This is a genomic window from Solwaraspora sp. WMMA2056 (assembly GCF_030345095.1).
In the GTDB taxonomy this organism is placed as follows: Bacteria; Actinomycetota; Actinomycetes; order Mycobacteriales; family Micromonosporaceae; genus Micromonospora_E.
Map to the genome: position 1 here is coordinate 6314710 of NZ_CP128360.1, position 24504 is coordinate 6339213.

Here is a 24504-nt window from a genome sequence, read left to right on the forward strand (position 1 = left end):
ACTGGCGCTCCTGGTCATGATCCCGCTGATCGCTGTCGCCGCGCTGACCGTGCCGATCGTCGTCGACCGTGTCGCGCTGGCGGCCCGGGCGGCGGACACCGTACGGTCGGTGCAGGTCGGCGGGCGGATCGGCTCGCTCGTCCAGGACCTCCAGCTGGAACGGCTGCTCGCGGTCGGTCACCTGGTCGGCGCGGTCGACCGTTCCCGGCTCGTCCTGCACGAAGCCGCGATCACCGACCGGATCGCCGACATCCGGGCCGACCTCGGAGCCGGAATCGGCCCGGAGCTCGACGCGGCGGTGGCCGCGGTCGACGACCTCGCCGAGACCAGGGCCGGCGTCCTGGCGCGCACCGCCGACAGCGACCAGGTGATGACCACGTACGGCAATCTGATCGTGCGGCTCATCGACGCGTTGCACCTGGTCGACGCGGCCGACGTGGCCACCGCCGAGGGCCGGCAGATCGTGGCGTTCGACGCCGCGCTGCGCCTCGACGACGCGATCAGCTCCGGCGCGAGCCACATGCTGCTGGTCGTCGCCGAGCGCAGCCCGCAAGCGGCGACCCGGTACGCGATGAGCCTGGTCTCCACCCAGGAGAACGCCGCCCGGTTCAGTCGCTTCGCCTCCGCCGACCAGGTGGCGCTCTACACGCTGGTCGAGCAGGCCGTCGACGAGCGGCTCGGCAGCGGCTTCACCGACGACTCACGCAGCGGTGCCCGCGACGGGTTCACCGTCGACCCGACCGAGGCACTGGCCGGGCTGTCGGTCGACGCGCTCTTCCCCTCGTTGGAGTCGCTGATCGCACTCGGCCGGTTCGTCGAACGCAAGATCGTCATCGACGTCACCGTCGAGGTCACCGAACGACAGAACCAGATCCTGCTGACCGCGTACGGCGTGGCCGCCGCCGCCGGGCTGGTGCTGCTGTCGGTCGTCGCGCTCAGCCTGGTCGTCGCCCGCTCGGTCGCCCAGCCGTTGGCGCGGTTGACCAGTTCGGCGAACCGGGTCGCCCGACTCGCCGAGGCCGAACTGGTCCGGGTCGCCGACGACGAGACCGAACGGCCCGACCCGGTGCGACTGGATCCGGTCGAGGTGACCGCCACCGACGAGATCGGCGACCTGGCCCGCGCTTTCGACCGGGTCCAGCGCACCGCCGCCCGACTGGTCGAGCGGCAGGTCTCCGGCCGGCGCAACGTGGCGCAGATGTTCGGTCACGTCGGCCGACGGACCCAGAACCTGGTCAACCGGCAACTCGCGGTCATCGACCGGCTGGAACGCGAGGAGACCGATCCGAAGCGGCTGCAACATCTCTACCGGCTGGACCACATCTCCAGCCGACTGCGGCGCAACGCCGGCAGCCTGGTGGTGCTCTCCGGATCGACCGGAGCCGAGGAGCACATGGCGCCGCTGCCGGTCTCCGACGTCATCCGGCTCGCCCTCGGCGAGATCGAGGACTACACCCGGGTGGACGTACAGGCACCGGCCGGCTTCGCCATCGTGCCCTCGGCCATCGCGGACCTGGTGCTGCTGCTGGCCGAGGTGATGGAGAACGGGACGGTCTTTTCACCGCCGCACACCAGGGTGACGGTCGGCGCGGCGGCACGCGGCGACGGCCTGCGGATCAGCGTGGTGGACAGCGGGCTCGGCCTGTCGGCACAGCGGCTGGCCGAGGAGAACGCCCGACTGACCCACCGGGAACGTCTCGATCTGGTCCCCACCGAACTGCTCGGACTGTTCGTCGTCGGTCGGCTCGCCCGCCGGCACGGCATCGCGGTCGCGCTCGACGCCACGGCGGGTGGCGGGGTCACCGTGACCGTCGACCTCGGGCCGGAACTGCTGGTGCCGACCGTCGCCTCGACGCCGGCCCCACCGAGGCGGATGCCGCCGCCGGGGCCGGTCCCGGCGCGGCCGTCTCCGGTGGGCACGGCCCCGGTACGGCCGGCCCCGGCCACCCCACAGCCCGACCGGCCGGCGACGCGGACGTCGGTCGGCACCGTCGGCGACGTCGGGGCGGATCCCCGCTTCGACCCGGCGGCACTGCACCGGGCCACGACATCGCTCGACACCGGTACGCCATGGAACGCCTTCGGCACCGCCGCACCCGGCAGCTCCGGGGCACCCGGCGGTGCGGACAGCGACCAGGCCACGGGCGCAGCCGGTCCCGCCGGGTCGGTGCCAGCCGCGACTGAGCCGGCCGAGTCGGCCCCGGCCGGGCGCGGCCCGCTGCGGCAACGGGTCCCCGGTGCCCAGCATCCGGTCGGCACCGGCCCGGCGGCGGTCAGCGACACCCCGACCGACCCCGGGGCCGCGCGGGCCCTGCTCGAAGAGTTCGAAGCCGGCGTACGGCGGGCGCAGCAGCAGGTCGCGCGGGATCCGGCCGCGCAGGATCCGCAGGTGGCCGGGTCGGCGCGGCTGACCCAGCGCGTACCGGGCGCCAGCCTGCCCGACCGACCGACGGCCGCACCGACGGCCAGCGCCTCCTGGCCACCGGACCCGCAGGCCGCGAAGGACTCGTTGGACGCCTTCGAAAGCGGCGTCCAACGGGCACTCACCGAGATCACCGGACACCCTCAGCACGGCAAAGGACCAGACCGATGAACAGCCCGTACACACCGGACACCGCCGAGCGCCCGACCCCGACCCCGGCCGGGACCGCGAACGGCCCGCTCAGCGCCGAGGCGCAGACCTTCAACTGGTTGCTGGACTCGTTCACCTCCAGCACCGCCGGCGTCCGGGAAGCCATCGCGGTCTCCTCGGACGGCCTGCTGATGGCGATGTCCGCGATCCAGGACCGGGCCAACGCCGAACGGTTGGCGGCGATCGTCTCCGGGATGACCAGCCTGGCCGGGGGTGCCGCCAACTGGTACTCCCTCGGCACCTTGAACCGGGTGGTGGTGGACATGGCCGACGGCTACCTGCTGGTCAGTTCGATCAGCAGCGGATCGGTACTGGGCGTGGTCGCCGACCGTTCGGCCAGCCTCGGCACCGTCGCGTACGAGATGACGTTGTTCGCCGGGCGCGCCGGTGGCGCGCTCACTCCCCGGTTGATCGCCGAGTTGAAGAACTCCGTCCAGTCGTGACCCGGTCGCCGTTCGGGGCGGACGATCCGGCCGAGCCGCCTGTGCGGATCCGCCCCTACCTGCGTACCCCGCCGGTCGACGGAGCCGGACCGGACGACGGTCGTGGTGGTACCGGGCATCCGGTTCCACCGCCGGCCGCCCCGGCTGGCGCGGGAGCCGGCCCGACCGGCGCCCCGACTGCGGCGTCCGGGCTGCGGCCGTTCGTGCTCACCGCCGGCCGGGTCGCCGGCGCCGACCCGGACATCGGGTTGGAGACCCAGGTCACCGCGCGGGTGCCGGACATGTTCGCGCCCGCGGCACCGCTGCACAGCCTGGCACCCGAACTTCAGGCGATCATCGCGCTCGCCGCTGACCCGATCTCCGTGGCGGAACTCTCCGCCCGGCTGGGGCTGCACCTCGGGGTGACCCGGGTGCTGGTCGGTGACCTGCGGGCAACCGATCATCTCGACGTGCACGTACCCGACGTCGAGGCCCCTGCCGATGCCGACACCATCCTGCGAGTGATCCGTGGACTTCGTGCCATCTCCTGACCCGTTGGCCGCCGGCCTGCCGATGCGGACCCGGCGGCGGCCCGCGCCCCGGCCGGCGACCCGTACCGCGCCGATCCCGGTGAAGATCGTGATCGCGGGTGGCTTCGGCGTGGGCAAGACCACCACTGTCGGGGCGATCTCCGAGATCGCCCCGCTCACCACCGAGGCGGAGATGACCGCCGTCTCGGTCGGCGTGGACGACCCCGGTACGGAGTCCGGCAAGACCACCACCACGGTGGCAATGGACTTCGGATGTGTCACGATCGACCGGAGCCTGAAGCTCTACCTGTTCGGCACCCCGGGTCAGACCCGTTTCGGCTTCATGTGGGACGACCTGGCGCGGGGTGCACTCGGCGCACTGGTGGTGGTGGACAGCTCACGTCTGGACGACTGCTATCCGGCGGTCGACTACTTCGAACGGGCCGGGCTGCCGTTCGTGGTAGGAGTCAACACCTTCAACGGACGGCTGAGTCACAGCATCGACGAGGTCAGGTGGGCGTTGGCGACGGACCAGAAGGTCCCGATCGTCGCCTTCGACGCACGGGACCGGCTGTCGGTACGTGACGCCCTGCTGGTGGTTCTTGACCGGGCTCTGGACCGCGCGGTAAGGAGTCAGCCATCCTGAGACGATGACAACGGGAGGTCGAAGATGCGTGGTGACCTGGACGACGCGCTCGCCCGGCTTGCCCGACGGGACCAGCTGCACAAGCGGGTCAACCAGGGCACCGACCGGGCCACGTCGGCGGCGGAGGAACTCGCCGCGGCCGTACGGCAGGTGGTGGAGCGACACCCGGGGCTGGCCGTGGTCGTCCGACTCACCGATGGTGACCAGTCGGTCGACCTGTCGGTGAGCCACCACGGCGGCCGGGTCGAGGTACACCTCGCCGGTCCCACGACGGCCGGCACCGCCACGGCCGGCCCGGCCACCCCGGCGAACCGTCGCACCAGTGACGGGCCCCGGCACGGGCACAACGAACGGCGGGACACCGGCACCGGCGCTCCGACTGTGATCACCGGCACCTTCAGCGAGCCGCCGGCGGTCGGTGTACCGACCGCCGGCGGACCACCCGACTGGCCGCCGCGTGCCGAGCCGCCGGCCGGCAGCCCGGCCGCCCGGCTGGCGGAGCTGATCCGCCAGGACCCGTCGCTGCTGGGCGGCACCGCCGACGGCTGACCGACGGCCCCCGGGGGTCAGGAGTTCGGCGGCTCGTCCTGGCCGGACTCCTCGGCCGCGTCGGCTTCCTCCTTGGTGTGGTGGACGGCGCCGTCGGCGTGCTCCGGCGGCCCGTACACCGTGTAGAGGACCAGCGGGTTGGGCCCGGTGTTGCGGAAGTTGTGCTTCGTACCGGCCGGGACCGCCACCAGGTCGCCCTGGGCGACCTCCCGGCGCTCACCGGCCACCAACGCCTCACCGACGCCGCTGACGAAGGTGAGGATCTGGTCGATCTCGTCGTGGACCTCCTCGCCGATCTCGCCGCCCGGCGGGATGGTCATGATCACAAGCTGGGAATGCTCACCGGTCCAGAGCACCCGCCGGAAGTCCGGACTCTGCTCAGCGACGGTGGCGATCGTGAAGTGCTCCATACGGTTCACCGTACCCACGGCGACCGGCTGTCACGCCTGTTGTCACGCACACCACGCCCCGCGCAGGTCACCCGACGCGGAGGTGCCGGACAGCCCGGCCCGGGGCGCAGGTCAGCCGGTCAGTTCCCGGACCGCCTCGACCAGCAGCCAGCAGCCGAACAGCACGAACAGGGCGGCGGCGCCGTAGGCGACGACCCGCTCGGGCAGTCGCCTGCCCAGCATCCGGCCAACCACGATGGCCAACGCGTCGGCCGCCACCATGCCGAGGGTCGACCCGAGCCAGGTACCGAACCAGCCGTGCCGGGTGGCCAGGGTGATGGTGGCGAGCATCGTCTTGTCGCCCAGCTCGGCGAGGAAGAACGCCGTGAACACGGCGATGATCGCCGACCGGGTGGTGCGCTGCGCCCGCCGGGACTCCTCGTCGGTGAGCGAGTCGCCGCGCAGCGTCCAGAGCGCGAACCCGAAGAACGCCACCGCCGCGACCAGGGAGATCCAGCCGGTGGGCAGCGCCACGCCGAGGCCGTACCCGATGCCGACGGACACCAGGTGCACGACGGCGGTGGCCGCGGTGATCCCGATCAGGACCGGCCACATCTTGAACCGGGTGGCGAAGGTCATCGCCATCAACTGGGACTTGTCGCCCAGCTCAGCTATGAAGATCACGCCGAAGCTGATCGCGGTGGCGGTCAGGAACCCGTCCATGGTGCCTCTCATCCGGTTCGGGCCGGATCGTGGGCACGCGGACCTCGACCCGGCTTGGACAGCCTGAGTCGAAGGTCTCGCCCACCTGACGACAGATCGTCAGGTCGCCGCGGCCGGGTGCGCAGCACCAGTGTGTCGACCGCGATGTTGGGAGCTACTCCCCCTCGCTGGGGCTGAGCGTAACGCGTACCGCAGCCGAATCCACCGGGAGTGACACAACACACGGGGGCGGCTCCGGCCGCCTCGGCAGTTTCCGTTACGTTCACCATCATCCGTGGCGAACGGCGCCCATCGCCCAGGGTGGACGCGGCGGCGGCGCTCGCGGACACTATGCCGGAGCTTCCAGAGATATCAATCGCCGAAACCGTGGTGAGGGCTTGACAATCCTCCCCGCCCTAATGGATGGGGATTCCCTGGGTCACCCCAGGGGGTTCCTGCTTCGCCGACGACCGCCCCGTCCGAGAGGAGGACTCCCGGTGAGGTCTTACACCGCCTCCACAGGCAATCACGGAGAGCCCCTCCGCGAGAATGTTGCGGGCCGCGTTCACGTCCCGGTCATGGGCCTGCCCGCACCGGCAGGTCCACGACCGCACCTGCAACGGCATCCGGTCAGCCAGTACGCCGCAGGCGGAGCACAGCCGGGTCGACGGGAACCAGCGGTCCACGACCACCAGGTCCCGGCCGCACCAGTCCGCCTTGTAGGCCAGCATGCTGCGGAACTGCCGCCAGCCCGCGTCCGAGACGGCGCGGGCCAGACTGTGGTTGGCCATCATGTTGCGGACGGTCAGGTCCTCGATCACGATCGTTTGGGTGTCACGAACGAGCCGAGTAGTGAGTTTGTGCAGGTGGTCGTGTCGGCGGTCGGCGATCCGGGCATGGATGCGGGCGACCTTCAGCCGTGCTCTGGCCCGGTTCGCCGAGCCTTTGGCCTTGCGGGCGAGGTTGCGTTGGGCGCGGGCCAGCCGATCGCGGTCGCGGCGTTCGTGCCTCGGGTTGGGGATCTTCTCCCCGTCCGAGAGGGTGAACAGGCTGTCGAGGCCGGCGTCGACCCCCACCACAGTAGAGGTGGCCGGGGCCGGTTCGATCCGGTCGTCGCAGAGCAGGGAGACGAACCAACGGCCCGCCGCGTCCTGCGACACCGTCACCGTCGACGGCACCGCACCCTGCGGGAGTGGCCGGGACCAGACGATGTCCAACGGATCAGACATCTTCGCCAGGGTGAGCCGGCCGTCGCGCCAGCGGAACGCGCTGGTCGTGTACTCCGCCGACCGCCGCGACCTCTTCCTCGACTTGAACGTCGGATACCGGGCGCGTTTCGCCCAGAAGTTGGTGAACGCGGTCTGCAGATGCCGCAGCGCCTGCTGCAGAGGGACGCAGGAGACGTCGCCGAGGAACGCGAGTTCGTCGGTCTTCTTCCACCCGGTCAGCATCGCCGACGACTGGTTATAGGTGATCCGTTCCTGGCGTTGGGTCCACGCCTCGGTGCGGGCGGCCAGGGCCTTGTTGTAGACCAGCCGGACACAGCCGAACGTCCGGGCGAGCTCTGCGGCCTGCCCGGGGGTGGGGTAGAAGCGGTACCTGAACGCCCGCTTCACGGTCCTGGACACAGTCCACAGTCTAGCGATCCGGTCGTGAGCCGTGGGGCAGCGTGTGTAATGGGCGCCGATCCGCCCCGGCGGCGGATCGACTTTCCCTGTCCCGCTCCGCGGGAGTTCCGTTTCCTCCCCGGCCTGAAGGCCGGGGTATCCACGGAAGGAATCCGATGACCTTGACCGAGCCGAACCTGGTGGTCGACGTGGGTGCATCGGGTACGCGGGTGGCGCTGGTCGTCGCAGACCAGACAACCCTGGTCAAGGAGCCGGCCAGTGGTGCCGCGAGCTGGCCGTCCTCGGTCTGCCTGGCCGACGAGGGCTTTCTGGTCGGCACGCCGGCCGAGGTGCGCAAACGCGCCATGCCACGGCGCTACATCGACGGGCCGCGCCGCGCCGTCGACGCCTCCGCCTCCATCTGGCTGGAGCACCGGGAGGTCACCGGCCCGGAAGCGCTCGCCGCCTACCTCACCGTCGTCGGCAACGAGACCCGGCAGCTGTTCGGCCTGGGGCCGATCGACCGGCTGACGCTGACCGTACCCGCCGACTACCTGCCCGGCGACCCCCGGCGGGACACGATGATCGCGATTGGCGAGGCGGCCGGCTTCCGCGACGTCGAACTGATCGGCGGCGCGGTCGCCGCCGCCCTGGATCCCCGTACCGACAACCTGCCGGCCGGTGCGCTGGTGCTGGTATGCGACCTCGGCGCGACCTGGACCACCGCCATAGTGCAGGTGTACGGCAGCCACACCGTCCAGCTCGCCCAGGAGAGCAGCCCTGCCGGCCAGGAGTTGGACGCGCTGCTCATCAACGACCTGCGGACCCAGGGGCGCACCTGGCTGGAGCCGTTGCTCGCCGCACCCGGTGACGCCGGGCTGCGGGCCTACTACGAGGCGATCGACTTCGTCCGTCGGTTGAAGCACCAGCTCGTCGACTCCGACGAGGTGGTCGACCACCTGACCCCGCTGTCGCCGCCGTACCGGCTCACCCGCGACTGGCTGGAGGCCTTCGCGGCGCCCGCCCTGCGGTGGCTGGTCGACAGCGTCCACGGCGTGCTGGGCACGGTCGGCGCCACCACGGCGGACCTCGCCGCGGTGGTGGTCTCCGGTGGCGGCGCCCACCTGTCCGCCGCGCACGCCGCGGTGCGCTCCGGCCTCGGCTACGAGCCGCCCGGCGGTGCCCACCGGGCAGCGGCCCCCGAGCCGCTGCGGGTCGCCGCGGAACCGGAGCTGGCGGTCCTGCGTGGCGCGGCCCGGTTCGCGGCGGGCGCCGCCGGACGGGTCGTCACCGCCGACCCGCCCCGGTGGCGGGTCGAACCGACGTCCTGGGAGATCCCCGGCGGCCGGGCCCGGCTGGCCCGCTGGTGCGTACCGCCGGGCGAGCCGTACCAGGCCGGGGCGGTGCTGGCCCACATCCGTACGCCCGACGAACGTGTCTTCGAGCTCACCGCCGCGCAGCAGGGTCGCCAGCTGGGGCAGCAGGTGGCCGTCGGTGACCTGGTCGGCCCGGTGCTGGTGGTGGCCGCCGCCAAGGACGCGACCGCGCTGCAGGGTCAGCCCCCGCCCCGGCGCCGGCACCTGGAATCGACCGGCAGCTGGCTGCTCACCCCCGACGGTGAGCACCTGGTGGAATGCGACCGGGCCGCGCGGCTGATCCGACTTCGGGCGATCGCCGACGACACCGTACGGGCGGAGTTCCGCCCCGACCACGGACCCGGCGGCGACCCACAGGGCCGGGTGTACCTCGACCCGGAGGGCCGGCTGGCGGTGGTCACCTGGGACACCGACGGCTTCCTGTCGGTGTGGGACATCGAGACCGGCAAACTCACCGTACGGTTCCGCGACCCCGGCGAACCGCACCGGGTGCTGGTCGACGAGACCGGCTGGCGGGCGGCGGCGGAAGGCCGCACCAGGGCCGTCGGCCGGTACCGCCGGACCGTCGTGACGCTGTGGGATCTGCGGACCGGCGAGCGCATCGACCGGATCACCGACGACGCGTGGCAGCAGCACCGGCCCGAGTTCGCCGAGCAGAGCCAGCTGGGTGGCTTCCGCGCGAGCGTGGTCAGCGCCGACGGGCAGTTGCGGGCCAGCGTCGCCGACAGTCTCGACGGCATCACCGCGATGCTGCTGCAGGACACCGTGACCGGGCAGGAGCTGTTCCGCGTCCTGGGCGGCACCGGGCAGCGGCTCCGGGTCGGATTCAGTGCCGACAGCCGGCACCTGCTGGCCAACTGGGAGTCCAACGAGCGGAGCCTGATCGATGTCTGGGATGTCTGAGCCGCCGGTCCTGGTGGTCGACTTCGGCACGTCGTCGTCGGCGGCTGCGGTCGTCACCGGCGACGTCGTCACGCCGGTGCCGGATCCGGTGACCGGTGCCCCGGCCTGGCCCTCCGCGGTGCACTGGGACGGCCAGAGCATGCTCGTCGGTGCCCTGGCGGAGCGGCGCAAACGCTCCGAGCCGACGGCCTACGCCGCCGAGTTCAAACGCGGGATGGCCGCGGACGTGCCGGTGCTGCTGGGCGACCGCCGGTTCCGGCCGATCGAGCAGGTGGCGGCCCTGCTGACCGCGCTGCGGGCGGAAGCCGAACGGCGCTGCGGCCACCCGGTACGCCGGACCGTGGTAACGATCCCGGCGTCGTACGCCCCGGACGACCCCCGGCGGGCCCAGATGATCGCCGCCGCCGAGGCCGCCGGGCTGGGCCCGGTCGAGCTGCTGCCCGAGCCGGTCGCCGCCGCGTTCGCCCCGGTCGCCGGCCCGGCACCGGTCCCCGGAGAACTGGTGCTCGTCTACGACCTCGGCGGCGGCACCTTCGACACCGCGCTGGTGCGCATCGACGAGCGCTGGCACGAGGTACTCGGCCACGCCGCCATCGACGACTGCGGCGGCCGGGACATCGACGCGCTGCTGGCCGAACGGATCCACGCCGACGGCCAGCAGTGGCTGACGCCGCTGCAGGCGACGGCGGCGGCCGACCAGTCCGCGCCGGCGACGTTGCGGCTGCAGATGGCGGTCACCGACTTCGCCAAACGGATCAAGCATCAACTCAGCGACACCTCGACCGTGGAGGACTTCCTGCTGCCGGACACTCCGGCGTACCGGCTGGGTCGGGCGGACCTGGCGCAGCTGGTGGCGCCGCTGCTGGACCGGACGATCGCCTGTTGCCGGCAGCTGCTGGCCGACCTGGCGGTGCCGCCGGCCAGCCTGGGTTCGGTCCTGCTGGTCGGCGGCGGCGCCCGGATGCCTGCGGTGGCCGACGCCGTGCACCGGGCGTTCCAGCGTCCACTGCGCCAGGTCGAGGAGCCGGAGCTGGCCACCGTGCAGGGCGCGGCCCGGTGGCTGCCCCGCAGCGGACCCCGGGTGATCCGCGCGTCGACCGAGACCACCCGGATGGTCCCGGTGTCGTTCGCGATCCCGGGCGGATCGGCCCGACTGCTGCGGTGGCTGATCGTCCCGGGACAGCCGTACCCGGCCGGGACGCCGCTGGCCCGGGTCCGGCTGCCCGGGGGCGCGCTGTGGGACCTGGCAGCCGGTGCACCGGGCAGCCTGGACCGGCTGCTGGTGCCGCCGAACGCCGAGTTCGCCAGCCACCAGTGGCTCGCCCTGGCCACCCCCTGACCCGGCGACGACCCGTGACCCGGTGCCGGGCGTCGGCGTTGTCAACGCGTGCGCGCCGAGGAACCAGCAGTGTCCAGCGGACCGGCCGAGCCGCCCTCGGACCCGTCGACCGAGCCGCCCGTGGCCCGGTCGGCCGGGGCGGTGCCGGACCGGCTGCCGGTCCCGTCGCGGGTGCGGCCCGGCACGCCGACGCAGCGCCACTACGACCGGCTGGTGCGGGTGGCGTACCTGGTGCTCGCGGACTCGACCGAGCCGCTGGCCGGCCCCGGTCGCCGCGCCACCGACCAACGGATCGCGCGGGCGCACCGGGTGGTCCGCTGGTCGCTGCCGTGGCGCCAGGTGACCGACGACGAGTACCTGTGGCTGCTGGCCCGGGTGGTCCGCCGGGCGGCCAACCCGCCCCGGTTCACCGTCGCCCTGCCGGGGCACTGGGGCCGGCCGGTGCCCGAGGAGGACGACCCGCAGTCCGACCGGCTGCTGGCCGCCCTGACCACCCTGCCGACCCCGGTACGCGCGGGATACGTCCTGCTGGTCGTGGAGCAGCTGCCGCCCCGGGACGCGATCGGGGTGCTGCACGAGGCGGGCTGGCCCGACCCGGTCGTCCAGGTAGCCGCCGGGGCCGCCGAACGGCAACGGCTCGCCGACACCGAGGGCATCACACCGGCCCGCCAGCGGCACCTGCTGACCGGACCGCTGACCGACCCGATGACCGTCCGGCTGCGGCCGCCGGACCAGCGTACGGTGCGGTGGGCCCGGCTGGGCCGGCTCGCCGCGCTGGCGACGGTGCTGCTGGCGACGGTCGCGGTGACCGCGACGCTGTCCCCCCGGCTGGCGCGGTTCCCGCCCGAGGTGGCCGGACCGGCGGTGGACGGTACGGGCGCACCGGCGCCGGACGGCATCCGCCGCGTCGGCGACCAGGCCTGGCGTGGCGCCGCCCGGCTGAGTCTGGCGTCGTGGCCGACCCGGGGTTCCCGGACCGACGACACCGCCCTGGTGACAGCGGCGCTGGACAGCTGGCTGGCGCTGGCCGAGGCGACCGCCGGGGACCCGGCGGCGCGTACGGCGGCCCACGGCGCGACCGACCCGGACGGTGCCGCCGCCGGGCTGGCGGTGCGGACCGGGACCGGGGTGGTCACCGCCTTCGCCGCCCCGAAGGTGCCGGTGACCGCCCCCGTCGGGGCCGCCCATCTGGTGTACGCCGGTGAGCTGACCGGTGCCGGAGGGTCGACGGCAACGGTGGCCGTGCTGGCCGACGTGAGCCGGGTCGCGGTGTTCCGTACCGCTGGTGCCGACCGGTCGGTGCGGATCGAGCCGGCTCCGGCGGCGGACGCCCGCGCCGCCAGCGCGATCCGGCTCAGCGCGCCGACGGAGCCGGCCCGGTACCTGGTGGCGCCGTGGGTCCGGCAGGTGCAGTCCCGCAGCCTCGCCGGTGGTCAGTGGCACGAGCTGGCGGTCCGGTCCGGAGTGACCGACCCGGTGCCGGCCGGGCACCACGCGGCGGCCGACTCGGGCGGCTGTTGGGCGGGGCCGTTGCTGCGGATGCAGGTCACCGAGGCGGGGGTCGACCGCCCGTTCACCCTGGCCGACCTGGGGCGGGTTCCGCTGAGCCGGCTGAGCTACCTGTCGCCGCAGCGCGACCCGGGGCAGAGCGTCGACGACGCGGACACCCCGGCCGGCGCGCGGGCCTGGTCCGGGCTGGGCTGCCTGGCCGGCGAGCTGTCCGGGCACGCGCCGCATTCGGTGCTGGCCTGGGAGGTCTGGGCGGGGACCCTGCCGGGGCGTGCCGACGAGGTCCGGCTGACCTGTGTGCGGGCGGAGCTGCCGCGGGACGCGAACCTGGTGGCGGCGGTCCTGCTGGTGCCGGACGCGCCGGCACGGGCGGTGGCGACCGCCGCCGACACCCGGCTGTGCAGTCCGCTCGCGCCGGCGGTGGCGGTGGCCTGGTGGTGGGAGTCGCCGACCGGTGGGTGGCATCACGTGACGACCAGCGGCGGCGCGGTCGCGCAACTGGAGGTCACCATCCGGGGGCAGCGGCAGCAGGGCACCGGGCTGCTGGTGTCGGCGGCGCATCCGGACGGCCCGGTGGGGCCGGTACGGGTCCGGGCGACCGACCAGGCCGGCCGCGCCGTCGCGGTACTGGACTGACGCCGGTCCGCACCGCCTCGACCGTCCGGTCGGGGCTCATCGCCGGCGGCGACCCCGGTCGGCCCGGTCGGCGTTGTCGGCGGCCTCGGCGGCCTCGACGGCAGCGGCGACGGCCTCGGCGGCCAGTGCCCCGGCCGCGACCTCGGCGATCCGGGCGGTGTCGGCGGCCCGCCGGGCGGTGGCGGCGAGTACGTCGTGTTCGCGCCGGGCCGCATGGTCGGCGGCCCGGTGCTGGTCGACGGCGCGGTCGAGCGCGTCGCGCAGGTCGTGTCCGGCCGGGTCCGGGTCGCCGGCCCGCCGCCACAGTTGCCGCAACTGCTGTACGGAGATCTCGCCGCGCCGGTACGCGGTCAGCGCCGCCCGGCTGACGTCGCGTTGGTGCTGCGCGGGCACGGTCGGTGTCCCGGCGGTGGCCGGGCGGCGCTGCCGGGCCGACCGCAGCGCCTGCTGGTAGCGGGCGCCGGCGGCCTCCTGCCGCTGCCAGGCCGCGTCGCGGTCCTGTTCGGCGGCGATCGCGACGCGGCGGGCCTGCTCGGCGCGGGCGTGGGCGACGGCGGCGGCCTCGGCGATGGCGGCGGCCTCGGCGGCCAACTCGTCGGCCTCGGCGCGCAGCGCCCGACGGTCGACGCCCGGCTGCGGGTCACGGACCGCCAGCGCGGCGAGGGCGAGCAGGGCGAGCAGCACCAGACAGCTGGCGAGCAGCAGGCCCCACATGCCGGCGCCGGTCACCACGCGCTCTCCCAGGGTGGGTCGGACCGTCCCGCGCCGACTATAGACCTCAATGGATACGGCAGGCCACTGTCCGTACCCGGGCGGTTGCGCGACGACCAGCCCGGCAGGGACGGATGCCGTGGTGAGTAGGGTGTGGGCGTGGCTGGGGCAGTTGAGGCGGAGCGCGGATGAACGGGCCGCTCGCCATCGTGGTCATCGTCGGCGCGTTGCTGGTGGCCGGCTGGGCGTTGCTCTGCGCGGCACTGGACCGCCCACCGGGCCTGGTCCAGTACGGCGGCCTGGCGGCCGTCGAGGTGGCACTGCTGGCGTTGACCGTCGTCGCCGTGGTGGCGGTGGTCGGCGGGCACCGCCCCGGTGACCCGCCGGTCTTCGCCGGCTACCTGATCACCACCCTGTGTCTGCCGCCGATGGCGGGAGTCCTCGGTCGGATGGAGCCGACCCGGTGGGGTTCGCTCACCGTCGGCGTCTTCTGCCTGGTCATCCCGGTGCTGGTGGTGCGGTTGCAGCAGACCTGGACGGCGGTGGCCGGTGGCTGAGCAGGAAACCCGGGACGGCCGGGCGGCGCGGGACGGCCGGCCGGGCCGGACCAGCAACGGCCCCGGCCGGGTACTGATCGGCGTCTATATCTTGTTCGCGATCGCCGCCTCGTCGCGGGCCGGGGTGCAGATCGCCACCCGGTTCGGCGAGGCCCCGGTGGCGTACCTGCTGTCGGCGATCGCCGCACTGGTCTACCTGGTGGCCGCCGCCGGGCTGATCGTCGACGGCCAGGTCGGCCGGCGGATCGCGTACGTGTGCTGCAGCGTCGAACTGGCCGGGGTGCTCGGCGTCGGCGCGGCGAGTGTCGCCGTACCGGCTGCGTTCCCCGACGAGACGGTCTGGTCCGGGTTCGGCAGCGGATACGGCTACATCCCGCTGGTGCTGCCGGTGATCGGGCTGTGGTGGCTGTTCAGCCGCAGCCGGATCCAGCGGTAGCCGAACCCGTCGAGGTCGAGGGCGTCGAGCTTGCCGACCGGCGGGTAGTCCTGGTCGGCCAGCACCTCGGTGGGCAGCTCAGCGTCGTCGTAGAGGTCACCGAGGTCGACCGTGGCCGGCTCGGTCCCGAGGTTGTGCAGGAAGAGCATGGTGCCGCTGTGGTCGTCGGCACGGTGCACCAGGATCCCGGGCGGGGTGGGGACGTCGACGTGCGTACAGGAGCCGGCGCCGACCTCCGGGGCCTCCCGCAGCGTACGGATCATGCGCTCGAACCAGCCGAGCAGTGAGCCGCGGTCGCGGCGTTGCGCGGTGACGTTGACCGTGCCGTAGCCGTACTCGTCGTCGTCGATGATCGGGCGGACCAGGTCGGCCGGGTCGGCAGTGGAGAAGCCGGCGTTGCGCAGCGACGACCACTGCATCGGGGTACGGATCGCCTCCCGGCCGTCCAGCGACAGGTCCTCGCCCATGCCGATCTCCTCGCCGTAGCGCAGCACCGGGGTGCCGCGCAGGGTGAACTGCATCGAGTACGCCAACTCGATGCGCCGCCGGTCGTTGCCGAGCATCGGGGCGAGCCGGCGGCGGATGCCGCGCCCGTACAGCCGCATGTGTTCCTCGGGGCCGAACTGGGCGTACACCTCCTCGCGTTGGGCGGCGGTCAGCCGGGACAGGTCGATCTCGTCGTGGTTGCGCAGGAACGTCGCCCAGGAGGCACCGGCCGGCAGCGCCGGGGTGTCGCGCAGCGCCTCGATGACCGGCTCCGGATCCTGGCGGGCCAGGGCGAGCAGGAGCCGGCCGTTGAGCATGAAGTCGAAGAGCATGTGCAGCCGGTTGGCCGAGCCGCCGGCGTCGGCGAAGTAGTCGACGAGCTCGTCCGGTTCGACATTGGCCTCGGCGAGCAGGACCGCGTCGCCGCGTCGCCACTGGACGTGCTGGCGCAGGTCGGTGAGGACGTCGAAGTCCTTCGGCGACGACGGCTGGCCCGGGGTGGTGTGCTCGATGATGAACGGCACCGCGTCCATCCGGAACCCGGCGACGCCGAGCTGCAGCCAGAACGACATGATCTTCTTGAGCTCGGCGCGGACCTGCTCGTTGCGGATGTCGAGGTCCGGCTGGAACCGGTAGAACCGGTGGTAGTACCAGGCCTTGGCCCGCCGGTCGTAGCTCCACGTCTCGTGCTGCTCGCCGGGGAAGACCATGCCCTGGTGCCGGTCGCTGGGCTCGGTGTCGGACCAGACGTACCAGTCGCGGTACGGCGAGTCCGGCGACGAACGGGCCGACTGGAACCACGGATGCTGGTCGGAGGTGTGGTTGACGACCAGGTCGATGATCACCCGGATGCCCCGGTCGCCGGCCTGGTGCAGCAGTTCGGCGAAATCACCCAGAGTGCCGAAGCGCGGGTCGACGTTGTAGAAGTCGGTGACGTCGTAGCCGTCGTCTCGGCCGGGCGACGGGTGGACCGGGTGCAGCCACAGGCAGGTCACGCCGAGCCGGGCCAGGTAGTCGAGGCGACCGATCAGCCCCGGGATGTCGCCGATCCCGTCCCCGTTGGAGTCGGCGAAAGTGTCGATATCCAGACAGTAGACGACCGCCTTGCTGAACCACCGGTCGTTCATGCCCGCACTCCGTCGCCGCCGACCGCACCGGAGGAACCGCTGTTCACGCTCTGCCTGCCCATGACCGGTCAGCTTCTCCAGCGGCCGCGGTCGGCAAACTCTCCGGCGGACCATCGCGTGACAGGTGGCAATTGCCCGACCTGGCCGGCCGTCGCGCTCCGTACCCGGTCTGTAATCATCGTGCGGGTTCCGTGGTCGACCCCGGCGGTCGACGACAGGTGAAGAGGGCGAGGACATGGCGACCATCTACGACGTCGCGCGACAGGCGAGGGTCTCCCCGGCCACCGTGTCCCGGGTCGTCAACGGCCACGCCAACGTCGACCCGGTGCTCGCCGACCGGGTCCGGCAGGCGATGCGGGAACTGGACTACCGGCCGAACGCGCTCGCCCGCAACCTGCGGCGCAGCCGGACGACACTGTGGGCGGTGCTGATCAGTGACATCGGCAACCCGTTCTTCACCGCCCTGGTCCGTGGCGTGGAGGACGTCGCCCAGCAGGTCGGCTACTCCGTGGTGCTGTGCAACACCGACGAGGATCCCGCCAAGGAGGCCCGCTACCTCAACGCCGTCCTCGCCGAGCAGGTCGCCGGGGTGCTCATCGCCCCGTCCGGCGCGGCCGGTGACCTGGACCGGCTGACCGCGCTGCGGGTGCCGTTCGTGGTGATCGACCGACAACTGCACGGCGGGCGGATCGACACCGTACTTGTCGACAACGAGCACGGTGCCCGGCTCGCCACCGCCCACCTGGCCGAGTCCGGCTACCGGCGGATCGCCTGTATCACCGGCCGGCGGGGCGTCTACACGGCCAGCAGCCGACTGGCCGGATACCGGCTGGCCCTGGCCGACGCCGGGCAGCCGTACCGGGAGGACCTGGTCCGGTACGCCGACTTCCGCGCCGACGGCGGCTACCAGGCGATGGCCGACCTGCTGCGGATGTCGCCCCGGCCGGACGCGCTGTTCGTCGCCAACAACCTGATGACCGTCGGCGCGGTCGAGTGCCTGGTCGACCAGGGCGTCGACGTGCCGACGGAGATGGGCGTGGTCGGCTTCGACGATCTGCCGTGGGCGCATCTGGTCCGGCCGGCGTTGACCACCGTCACGCAGCCTACGTACGAGTTGGGTGAGGCCGCCGCCCACCTGCTCGCCGCCCGGATCGCGGACCCGGACCGGGCCGCGACCACGGTGACCCTGCCGACGAAGCTGCAGGTACGGGAGAGCTCGACCCGCGCCGGGGTGTGAGGCGGGCGGCCAGCGGGTACGGCAAGGACCCGCACGAGCACCCGGGAGCGCCATGGCCGTCACCGTCGACACCCCACCTGAGCAGGCGGGTGGCCTGACCGGCTGGGTGGCCGGCGTCATCGAGCGCCTCGGCGAGATCGGCGTCGGACTGCTGGTGGCGCTGGAGAGTGTGATCCCGCCGATCCCCAGCGAGGTGGTCCTGGCGATGGCCGGCTACCTGGCCAGCCAGGACCGGGTCGACCTGGTCTGGGTGTGGCTCGCGGCGACCGCCGGGTCGCTGGCCGGCGCGCTGCTGCTCTACTGGCTGGGCGCGGCGATCGGCGAGCCCCGGCTGCGGCGCTGGTTGGACAAGCTGCCGCTGGTCGACCCGGAGGACCTGGACTCCGCCGACCGTTGGTTCGACCGGTACGGACGCTGGGCGGTGCTGTTCGGGCGGATGGTGCCGATCGTCCGGAGCCTGGTCTCGGTGCCGGCCGGCGCCGACCGGATGCCGTTGACCCAGTTCAGCGTCTTCACCACGCTGGGCAGCGGGGTGTGGAACGCGTTGTTCGTCGGCGCCGGATTCGCTCTCGGCTCGCAGTGGCAGCAGGTCGAGCGGTACAGCCGCTGGTTCGACATCGCCGTGATCGTGCTCCTCGGCGGGTTGGTCGTGCACTGGGTGGTCGGGCAGGTACGACGGCGGCGACGCCGGGCCGCCGACCGTGACCGGGCGTGCTGAGGACTGGAGCTCACTGGCCGGTCAGGGTTACTGGCCCCGGACCTCGCCGCACTTGTCGGTCGGCGTCCGGCGGTCATGCACAGCGATCCGCCGGTATTCCTGTGAGGAATAATTATTCCTCACAGGAATACCGGCGGATCCGAGTTACCGTCCCGGCGGGGCAGCGTCGCGGTCAGGGCAGCATCGCGGTCAGGGCAGCGTCGCCAGGTGCGGCTTGACGGTACGGGCGAACGAGTTGCCGTTGCTGACGTCCCAGTTGATCGACCAGGTCATCGCACCCCGGATCCCGGGGTAGGTGCGAGGCGGCCGGAAACTGCCGCAACCGGTGCCCCGGGCCAGGCAGTCGAGGGCCTGGTTGACCATGGTCGGGGCGACGATGCCGCCGCCGGCCGCCCCGGGGCCGGCGGGTAGACCGAGCGCCACCTGGTCGGGCCGCAGGCCGGCTTCCAACTGCAGGCAGGCCAGGGCGGTCATGAAGTTCACCGTGCCCTGGCTGTAGGCGAAGGTCTGATCGCAGCCGAGCATCGAGCCGGAGTTGTAGAACTGGGTGTGCACCACGGTCAGGATGTCGCGGATGTCCAGGGCCAGCTTGAAGTAGGACACCGACGGTGACTGCATGTCGATCGTCTGCGGCGCCATCGTGATGATCAGCCCCGGCCCGGTACGGCTGCGCAGCGTCCGCATCGCCTGCGCCATGTAGGTGGGGTTGAGCCCGTTCTCCAGGTCGATGTCGACGCCGTCGAAGCCGTACTGCTGGATCAGCCCGTACAGGCTGTCGGCCAGCGCCGACGCCGACGCCGCGTCGTTGACCGCGACCCGGCCGGTCTCTCCACCGATCGAGATGATCACCTTCTTGCCGCGCTGGTGCAGTGTGGCGACGTCGGCGGCGAACTGGGCGTCGGTGTAGCCGCCGAGCGCAGCGGACAGGCCCGGGTCGATGCCGAAGGTGACCTGACCAGGGACGCTGGTGGCCTCGGCGAAGGCGACCGCGATCAGGTCGTACTCGGCGGGAACGTCGCGCAGCCGCAACTCCACGGCCGGGTTGTCGAAGTTGTGCCAGTAGCCGGTGAGGAAGTGTTTCGGCAACCCGTCACCGGTAGGGGGTGGGGTACTGGGGGGTGGGGTCGTCGGCGGGGCGGTCGTGGGCGGGGCGGTCGTGGGCGGCGCGGTGGTCGGTGGCGCGGTGGTCGGTGGCGGCTGCTGGCCGCCGCAGGCCGCCCCGTTGACCGTGCAGTTGAGTGGAGCCCCGGGGCCGCTGCCGAGGAACCCGAAGGAGACCGACGCGCCGGGTGCGACGCCGCCGTTCCAGCTGCGGTTGGTGAAGGTGAACCGCTGGCCGGAGACGGTCAGCAGGGCGTCCCAGTAGGTGCCGACCGTACTGCCGGCGGGCAGGTCGAAGGCGACGGTCCAGCCGGTGAGGGCCGCCGTACCGCCGTTGGTCACGGTGATCCGGGCTTCCCAGCCGCTGCCCCAGTCGGAGGTCTTGACGAAGGTCGCGGTAGGTCCGGCGGCGAGCGCCGGCCCGGCCGCCCAGACCACCCCGGCGGCGGCGAGGACCGCCGCCAGCACCGGGGCCACTATCCGTACGGGTCTCATCGACGTCCTTCCCTCGAAGCACCAGTGCCGGCAATTATTAGGACTCTTAACAGTTTTGTAAACACCTCACTCCGCAGAAGTTGGTCGCCGGGCCCCGTAGGTCAGGTACGCAGCAGCTGCTCCCGCAGGATGTCGGCGTGACCGCAGTGCTGGGCGAGTTCACGCAGCACGTGCAGGTACACCCAGCGCAGCGGCAGCGGGCCGCGGCGGTTGCCGCGCAAGACGTCGTCCAGCTCCAGCGACGACGTCGCCCGGCGGGACGCCTCGCAGGCTTCGCGGTGGGCCCGTCGAACACTGGCGATCGTGTCGTCGTCGTCGAGGATGAACGACTCGTCGGCCGTCGCGGGCAGGCCGAGCTCGGTACGCGACCGGCAGGTGACGGCTTCGTCGAACCAGACCCGCTCGACGAAGGTCACGTGCTTGACAAGTCCCAGCAGGGTGGTCCGGGAGGCCACCAACGAGCGGCGGGCCTGCTCTTCGGTCAGCCCGTCCAGGCAGCTGTTGAGCGCTGCACGGTGCTCGTCGAGGAACGCCTCGAACTGGACGTGCAGCGGCTGGGTGACGACCTGGTCGGCGAAGGTCGGTGGGTAGGTAGGCATGACGGGAGCATCCCAGCTGACCTGGGGGGGCGGATGCCCGGCCGGCCGAGGCCGGCCGGGCACCCCGTCGAGGGTCAGCGGCGGAAGTGGAACCAGTTGACGTTGACGAAGTCGTTCGGCTGGCCGCTGCTGAAGGTCAGATAGACCGTCTGCCGGCCGGTCACCCCGGAGACGTTGCCCGGCACCGTACGCCAGGTCTGCCAGCCGCCGGTGTCACCGACGGCGAAGCTGCCGATCGGTGCGGCCGTCGGGCTGCCGATGCGGACCTGGACCAGTCCGCTGACCCCGGCACCGGCACCGGAGGCGACCCGGGCGACGAAGTCACGCGGCGGCGACGAGCCGAAGTCGACGTTGTCGTAACGCGCCCAGTCGCCGTTGGCCAGCCAGCCGATGTTACGGCCGCCCTCGCTGCACTCCTCGGTGCCGACGCCGCTCTGCGCGTTGAACGCCTCGGCCTGGATCGTGGCGTACGCGTTGACCACCCCGCCCGGTGGCGGGGTCGTGGGCGGCGGCGTGGTCGGCGGCGGGTTCGACCCGCCGCGGGTGTAGACCGCGACGTAGTCGACAAGCATCGGTACGCCGGAGACGGTGGCCGCCGTCGGCGTGGTGGAACCGGCGACACCGTTCGGGAAGGCACCACCCATCGCCACGTTGAGCAGGATGAAGTAGCCGGCGTGGGTGGTCATGTTGGACCAGTGCGGCTCGGGGATCTGCCCCTGGGTGACCGTGTGGTAGTGCTGCCCGTCGACGTACCAGCGCAGTTGCTGCGGGCTGACGCTGGCGTCCCACTCGAAGCGGTAGGTGTGGAACGCCGACTGGCAGGAGGCACCGGGGCAGGCCCGCGATCCGCCGAGGCCGTTGAACTCGTCGCACGGTCCGCCCGGGGCGACGCCGCAGTGCAGGACGCCCCAGACGTTGTTCAGTCCGTTGACGTTCTCCATCACGTCGAACTCGCCGATCGCCGGCCAGTTCTGGTAGTTGCCCCGGTACGGCGACCCGAGCGCCCAGAACGCCGGCCAGTAGCCGGAGGCGGCGGCCCCGGTCACGTTCGGCACCTGGATCCGGCCTTCGATCGCCATCACGCCACCGGACGGCGGCTTGAAGTTGCTGCGTACCGTCTCGATCCGGGCGGAGGTCCAGTTGCCGGCGCCGTCGCGGATCGGGGTGATCCTCAGGTTGCCGTTGCCGTCGTGGCGGACGTTGGCGGTGCTGTTGGTGTAGGTCTGGATCTCGCCGGTGCCCCACTGCGGCGGTCCGCCGGGGTAGCTGGTGCCGGTGTCGATGATCCAGTTGGCCGACGAGGGCAGGGTGTTGGCGGCACCGGTGAAGTCGTCGCTCCAGACCAGGTTCCAGCCGCTGGGGGTCGGCGGAAGCGCGGCGTTGGCGTGCGCGGTGACCGAGGCGACCAGGGCGGTCGCGGTCAGCGCCGCCGCGACGGCGACGACGCGGGTACGGGGACGACGGCGTGTGCCGCGCGGGGGTGCGGTCATCATGTGCCTCTCTGCTGGGGGTGAGAGCGTTCTCTGCGGAGGGGGTGCCGGATGTTGCTCTCAGGGCATCAGGACTGATCAGGACGGATGAACCTCGCCCGGCGAGCTGAGAGAGCGCTCTCAGGTGTTGTACGTCGCCGGACCACACTTGTCAACCACCGTCGATGTCGGCGACCACCGCGTGGTCAGCCCGCCCGCTGCGTCAGCCAGTGCCGCAGTACCGTCTGCTCCAGCACCGTCCAGGTCGTCGTGGTGGCCAGGTAGAGACCGGCGGCCAGCGGCACCACCAGCGCGACCAGCACCGTGCCGTACGGCAGCAGGGGCAGCAGCCGGCCGGCAACCGCCATCGGCGACGGCTCAGCCGACCCGCCGGCTGCGGCCCGGGCGGCCTGCGCCGAGCGGCGCATCCGACGCGACGTCGCCCACGCGGCGACCGCCAGCAGCGCCAGTACCAGGCCGAACACCCCGGCCTCGGCCCCCCCGGACAGCTGCGGCGCGGAGGTGCCCAGCCCGACTCCGAACAGCGACCCGGCGAGCAGGCCGTCGGCACCGGACGAGCGGGTCACCAGGTGGTACATCAGGATGAACACCGGTGCTGCGGCCAGCGCCGGCAGGCACCCGGCGAACGGTGACGCACCCGCCGAGCGGTACAGCGTCATCGTCTCGACGGCGAGCCGTTGCGGATCGTCGACGTACCGGCCGCGCAGCTCGGCCAACTGCGGGGCGAGCGCGGCCCGGCGGACCTCGGCACGGATCTGCAGCCAGGTCAGTGGGCTCAACAGCAGCCGCACCACGACGGTGACGGCGATGATGGCGACAGCGGTGGCGTTGACTCCGGCCAACGGGGTGAACGCCACCGCCAGCCCGGTGACGAGGTCGGTGGCGTACGCCACGACCGGCGCGAACGGGCCGGCGTCGGCGGGTACGGCGGACAGGACAGCAGTCATCGACAGGATTCCCTTGCAAGGGTGGAACCCCACCCGGGGCGTCGACCGGTGTCGGCGACGCGCGGCCCGGGCCGGGCAACGGTCAGGCGGTGACGAAGGGCCTGCCGGGTGCGCGGGGACGGGGCCGGCCCGGTGCGTCCGGGTCTGCCTGACGGGGAACGTGCCGGCCGTCGCCGGGCCGGTGGGCGCCGGGACCGGGTCGGCCCGGCAGCTGACCGACGGCCGGGACGCCGCAGACCAGCCGAACGGCCAGGACGGTCGCGATCACCACGGTGACCGACGCCGCGGCGGCGGCGAGCAGGTGCGTCGGTGGCACGCTGGAGACGGTGATCAGCGACAGGGCGTACGCCCAGATCCCGATCAGGCTCAGCGGAAGCACCGGCACGCAGGCCATGCTAGGAGGCGGCCGCAACCCGGACCGGGCGACGGACCGCGACCCGGACCGGGCGACGGTACGGCGATGCGACAGCGAGGAGTGGTAGTCAGGGTGCGCACGTCCCACGGAGCACGTCGGTGACCGGCTGGTTCGAGCGCACCATCGTCTCGACCGGCCGGCTCCCGCTGTTCTGCTTCTTCGTCGGGGTGGTCCTCGGCTTCGCCTTCATCCGCTTCTCGGTGCGGATGATCAGGGCCCGGGTCCGCTGGTGGCCCGGCAACATCACCCCCGGTGACCTGCACATCCACCACGTCGTGTTCGGGGTGGTCTTCATGCTCGTCGCTGGGGTCGCCGGGCTGGTGATCCCGGTGGAGCTGACCGTGTGGCGGGCGGTGGCGGCGGCGCTGTTCGGCATCGGCGCGGCCCTGGTGCTCGACGAGTTCGCCCTGCTGCTGCACCTGAGCGACGTCTACTGGTCGGAGCGGGGCCGCACCTCGATCGACGCCGTCTTCGTCGCCGTCGCCGTCTCCGGGCTGCTGCTGATCGGCCTGCGGCCGTTGGGGGCCAACGAGTTCCTCACCGGTGAGACCGATCCGGCGCAGTTCGCCGGCGCGGCGCTCATCGTGATCAACCTGGTGCTGGCCGCCGTCACCCTGCTCAAGGGCAAGATCTGGACCGGGCTGCTCGGCCTGTTCCTGCCGGTGCTGCTGATCGTCGGCGCGCTGCGGCTGGCCCGGCCGCACGCGCCCTGGGCGCGCTGGTTCTACCGGGGCGACAGTCGCTGGGCCGAGTGGCGCCGGACCCGGGCCGCCGACCGGGAACGCCGCTACCGGCAGCCGATCATCCTGGTCAAGATCCGAATTCAGGAGCTGATCGCCGGCCGCCACGACCTGCCGCTGCACCGCCCACCCCGCCGCTGACCGGTCGTCACCAGCGACGCGCTGCCGACATTCGTACCGCGACCGGCGCCGGAAGGCGCAAGAT

General features: G+C 72.6%; 23 protein-coding genes. 13 read left to right on the forward strand and 10 right to left on the reverse strand.

What is annotated here, in order from left to right:
- Positions 1–16: 16 nt before the first annotated feature.
- The 5 genes from O7608_RS28610 to O7608_RS28630 are packed head-to-tail and all read left to right on the forward strand — an operon-like array spanning position 17 to position 4779.
- On the forward strand, positions 17–2593 hold the full coding sequence (locus tag O7608_RS28610; RefSeq protein ID WP_289207504.1) for a nitrate- and nitrite sensing domain-containing protein: 2577 nt from the start codon (positions 17–19) through the stop codon (positions 2591–2593).
- Complete coding sequence (locus tag O7608_RS28615) at positions 2590–3075, forward strand: roadblock/LC7 domain-containing protein (RefSeq protein ID WP_289207505.1); 486 nt, start codon at positions 2590–2592, stop codon at positions 3073–3075. The genes O7608_RS28610 and O7608_RS28615 overlap by 4 nt, the downstream gene beginning before the upstream one ends.
- Positions 3072–3605 carry a DUF742 domain-containing protein gene (locus O7608_RS28620; RefSeq protein ID WP_289207506.1) on the forward strand — a complete coding sequence of 178 codons (534 nt, stop codon included), beginning with the start codon at positions 3072–3074 and terminating at the stop codon, positions 3603–3605. Before O7608_RS28615 ends, O7608_RS28620 begins: the two co-directional genes overlap by 4 nt.
- A gap of 22 nt (positions 3606–3627) precedes the next feature.
- Positions 3628–4230 carry a GTP-binding protein gene (locus tag O7608_RS28625; RefSeq protein WP_289211080.1) on the forward strand — a complete coding sequence of 201 codons (603 nt, stop codon included), beginning with the start codon at positions 3628–3630 and terminating at the stop codon, positions 4228–4230.
- A gap of 24 nt (positions 4231–4254) precedes the next feature.
- Positions 4255–4779, forward strand: a complete 525-nt coding sequence (locus tag O7608_RS28630; RefSeq protein WP_289207507.1) for a hypothetical protein — start codon at positions 4255–4257, stop codon at positions 4777–4779.
- Between the two features lie 17 nt (positions 4780–4796).
- Here the strand turns inward: O7608_RS28630 and O7608_RS28635 are convergent, their stop codons facing one another.
- From O7608_RS28635 to O7608_RS28645, 3 genes are all read right to left on the reverse strand, one after another.
- Positions 4797–5189, reverse strand: a complete 393-nt coding sequence (locus O7608_RS28635) for a cupin domain-containing protein (RefSeq protein ID WP_282225890.1) — start codon at positions 5187–5189, stop codon at positions 4797–4799.
- A 111-nt stretch (positions 5190–5300) separates the two neighbouring features.
- A complete protein-coding gene (locus O7608_RS28640) occupies positions 5301–5891 on the reverse strand; it encodes a TMEM165/GDT1 family protein (RefSeq protein ID WP_289211081.1) in 591 nt (196 codons plus the stop codon).
- A 395-nt stretch (positions 5892–6286) separates the two neighbouring features.
- Positions 6287–7498: an RNA-guided endonuclease InsQ/TnpB family protein gene (locus tag O7608_RS28645; protein ID WP_289207508.1), complete on the reverse strand. Its 1212-nt coding sequence runs from the start codon at positions 7496–7498 to the stop codon at positions 6287–6289.
- A gap of 155 nt (positions 7499–7653) precedes the next feature.
- Between O7608_RS28645 and O7608_RS28650 the strand changes: the two genes are divergently transcribed.
- The 3 genes from O7608_RS28650 to O7608_RS28660 all read left to right on the forward strand — a co-directional run bounded on the left by O7608_RS28650 (position 7654) and on the right by O7608_RS28660 (position 13240).
- Positions 7654–9756: a hypothetical protein gene (locus O7608_RS28650; RefSeq protein WP_289207509.1), complete on the forward strand. Its 2103-nt coding sequence runs from the start codon at positions 7654–7656 to the stop codon at positions 9754–9756.
- A complete protein-coding gene (locus O7608_RS28655) occupies positions 9740–11095 on the forward strand; it encodes an Hsp70 family protein (protein WP_289207510.1) in 1356 nt (451 codons plus the stop codon). The genes O7608_RS28650 and O7608_RS28655 overlap by 17 nt, the downstream gene beginning before the upstream one ends.
- 69 nt (positions 11096–11164) lie before the next feature.
- The gene (locus tag O7608_RS28660; RefSeq protein WP_289207511.1) at positions 11165–13240 is read left to right on the forward strand and encodes a hypothetical protein; all 2076 of its coding nucleotides are present in this window, start codon (positions 11165–11167) and stop codon (positions 13238–13240) included.
- A 36-nt stretch (positions 13241–13276) separates the two neighbouring features.
- On the opposite strand, the gene O7608_RS28665 is transcribed toward O7608_RS28660, so the two are convergent.
- Positions 13277–13972 (reverse strand): hypothetical protein, encoded by a 696-nt coding sequence (locus O7608_RS28665; RefSeq protein WP_289207512.1) that lies wholly within the window; start codon positions 13970–13972, stop codon positions 13277–13279.
- Between the two features lie 167 nt (positions 13973–14139).
- Here O7608_RS28665 and O7608_RS28670 point away from each other — a divergent pair, with 167 nt between their 5' ends.
- Both O7608_RS28670 and O7608_RS28675 read left to right on the forward strand, forming a co-directional pair.
- A complete protein-coding gene (locus O7608_RS28670; protein ID WP_289207513.1) occupies positions 14140–14508 on the forward strand; it encodes a hypothetical protein in 369 nt (122 codons plus the stop codon).
- Complete coding sequence (locus O7608_RS28675) at positions 14501–14944, forward strand: hypothetical protein (protein WP_289207514.1); 444 nt, start codon at positions 14501–14503, stop codon at positions 14942–14944. Before O7608_RS28670 ends, O7608_RS28675 begins: the two co-directional genes overlap by 8 nt.
- Here O7608_RS28675 and O7608_RS28680 read toward each other — a convergent pair.
- Positions 14875–16557, reverse strand: coding sequence for an alpha-amylase family protein (locus O7608_RS28680; RefSeq protein ID WP_289207515.1), 1683 nt, complete (start codon positions 16555–16557; stop codon positions 14875–14877). The genes O7608_RS28675 and O7608_RS28680 overlap by 70 nt on opposite strands.
- A 235-nt stretch (positions 16558–16792) precedes the next feature.
- Here O7608_RS28680 and O7608_RS28685 point away from each other — a divergent pair, with 235 nt between their 5' ends.
- Together O7608_RS28685 and O7608_RS28690 are read left to right on the forward strand one after the other, a co-directional pair.
- Positions 16793–17794 (forward strand): LacI family DNA-binding transcriptional regulator, encoded by a 1002-nt coding sequence (locus tag O7608_RS28685; protein ID WP_289207516.1) that lies wholly within the window; start codon positions 16793–16795, stop codon positions 17792–17794.
- A gap of 52 nt (positions 17795–17846) precedes the next feature.
- Positions 17847–18512, forward strand: coding sequence for a DedA family protein (locus tag O7608_RS28690; RefSeq protein WP_289207517.1), 666 nt, complete (start codon positions 17847–17849; stop codon positions 18510–18512).
- A 189-nt stretch (positions 18513–18701) separates the two neighbouring features.
- Here O7608_RS28690 and O7608_RS28695 read toward each other — a convergent pair whose 3' ends face one another.
- The 5 genes from O7608_RS28695 to O7608_RS28715 all read right to left on the reverse strand — a co-directional run bounded on the left by O7608_RS28695 (position 18702) and on the right by O7608_RS28715 (position 23529).
- The gene (locus O7608_RS28695; RefSeq protein ID WP_289207518.1) at positions 18702–20108 is read right to left on the reverse strand and encodes a chitinase; all 1407 of its coding nucleotides are present in this window, start codon (positions 20106–20108) and stop codon (positions 18702–18704) included.
- A 101-nt stretch (positions 20109–20209) separates the two neighbouring features.
- Positions 20210–20707, reverse strand: coding sequence for a DinB family protein (locus O7608_RS28700; RefSeq protein WP_289207519.1), 498 nt, complete (start codon positions 20705–20707; stop codon positions 20210–20212).
- Between the two features lie 74 nt (positions 20708–20781).
- Entirely contained in the window at positions 20782–22197 is a 1416-nt protein-coding gene (locus O7608_RS28705) for a carbohydrate-binding protein (protein WP_502959231.1), read from the reverse strand.
- 185 nt (positions 22198–22382) lie between these two features.
- On the reverse strand, positions 22383–23144 hold the full coding sequence (locus tag O7608_RS28710) for a YidC/Oxa1 family membrane protein insertase (RefSeq protein WP_289207521.1): 762 nt from the start codon (positions 23142–23144) through the stop codon (positions 22383–22385).
- Positions 23145–23226: 82 nt separating this feature from the next.
- Entirely contained in the window at positions 23227–23529 is a 303-nt protein-coding gene (locus tag O7608_RS28715; protein ID WP_289207522.1) for a DUF6412 domain-containing protein, read from the reverse strand.
- 128 nt (positions 23530–23657) lie between these two features.
- Here O7608_RS28715 and O7608_RS28720 point away from each other — a divergent pair, with 128 nt between their 5' ends.
- Entirely contained in the window at positions 23658–24440 is a 783-nt protein-coding gene (locus O7608_RS28720) for a hypothetical protein (protein ID WP_289207523.1), read from the forward strand.
- Positions 24441–24504 lie beyond the last annotated feature (64 nt).